At 48.3% G+C, this 1,407-nt stretch carries 2 protein-coding genes; one reads left to right on the top strand and one right to left on the bottom strand.

The genetic code is table 11. The annotated features are described in order from the left end of the window. Window positions 1–196 (top strand): hypothetical protein (locus Q0231_RS10910; RefSeq protein ID WP_299347694.1); only part of this gene is annotated, 196 nt, incomplete at its 5' end. On the opposite strand, the gene metC is transcribed toward Q0231_RS10910, so the two are convergent. Continuing rightward, window positions 193–1,407, bottom strand: a 1,215-nt coding sequence (gene metC, locus Q0231_RS10905; protein WP_367274489.1) for a cystathionine beta-lyase, incomplete at its 5' end; no start/stop codon positions are given. The two genes, Q0231_RS10910 and metC, sit on opposite strands and share 4 nt — an antisense overlap.

Below are 1,407 nucleotides of genomic sequence, written 5' to 3'. Positions count from 1 at the left end.
TGTCGACAGCGCGCACTATTTGTCCGATGTATTTGTTGGCACGGGTTTGGGTACAATAGGCGCGTTTTGGGTGCGAGAGCAATTTGGCAAGCGGGGTCTATTGTTCAGTGCAAAAGACAAAGGGCGAAAGAATCGAATGCTAACGCCCTTTAAAAGATTGTTTCGTAAGCGCAAACATGCGCGATCGACAGTTTAAAGATCTGCCGCCAATTTGTAGCGCTCAAATCCATCGGCCAAGTCTGACTTTAGGTCGTCAAAATCCTCCAAGCCAACATGCACTCTAAACAGATTGCCTTTTTCCAACCATTTGGTCGCGGATCGTTGGTTTTTGATCGTAATGGGCAATATGAGGCTCTCAAAACCGCCCCAAGAATAGCCCATGCCGAACAGCCGCAAGTGATTCAAAAGTTCAGAAACTGCATTTTGTGGCGCTGGGAGCAGCGAAAAGCCAAAAAGTGAGCCCGAACCAGTGAAATCACGCATAAAAACATCGTGATCAGGATGTTGGGGTAGGGCCGGGTGAAAGACCTTCTCGACGATTGGATTTGCTTCAAGCCACTGTGCCAATTCCAAGGCCCGTCTCTCGTGTTCTTTCATGCGGATGGCAAGCGTGCGCAAGCCCCGCGCCACCAAAAAACTGTCCTCTGGGGAAACGCACACTCCTAGTGCTGTATAAGTTGCTTTTACCTTGTCCGCCCATTTCTCATTTGCTGAGATGGTGCCAAACAAAACATCTGAGTGCCCAACAAACATTTTGGTGCCCGCGTGAATAACGATGTCCGCGCCCATTTCCAATGGTTTGTAATAGAGTGGCGTCGCCCAGCTATTATCAGCAATGATCGCAATATCCCGATCTCCGCGCGCTTCAACAATTGCGGGCAAATCTTGAACTTCAAAAGTGAGGGACCCTGGCGATTCGGTGTGAATTGCTTTTGTATTGGTGCGGATCAGTGTGCTGATTCTATTGCCGATTCGCGGATCGTAGTACTCAACATCAACATTGTTGGCACGCAACACCGTTTCGCAAAAGTGACGCGTAGGTTCATATGAACTATCACTAATAAGCACATGGTCACCAGCATGTGCCACTGCGAGCAATGTTGTGCTGATTGCGCTAAGGCCCGAAGGCGTTAGCAATGTATCGTACGCACACTCGAGTTGAGTAATGACGTCCTTTACCGCATCGTTGGTGGGGTTGCCATGGCGCCCATATTTGTAAGGACTTTTGCCCGCCAAAAGGTCTTCGTGAGAATCAAATAAGACTGTCGAGCCACGCACAACAGGGGTGTTGACGAATCCATTTTGGTCACTTGGGTTTCGTCCCAAGTGTGTGAGCACCGTTTCGGGGCCAAATGATGAATTAGAATATTCAGCATTACTCATAAGTTTTTCCATCATCAAAAAAAT

The sequence above is a fragment of the uncultured Maritalea sp. genome (assembly GCF_937139385.1).
In the GTDB taxonomy this organism is placed as follows: domain Bacteria; phylum Pseudomonadota; class Alphaproteobacteria; order Rhizobiales; family Devosiaceae; genus Maritalea; species Maritalea porphyrae_A.
Note: the sequence above shows the minus strand (reverse complement) of the source record. Positions and strands in the feature narration are given on the sequence as shown.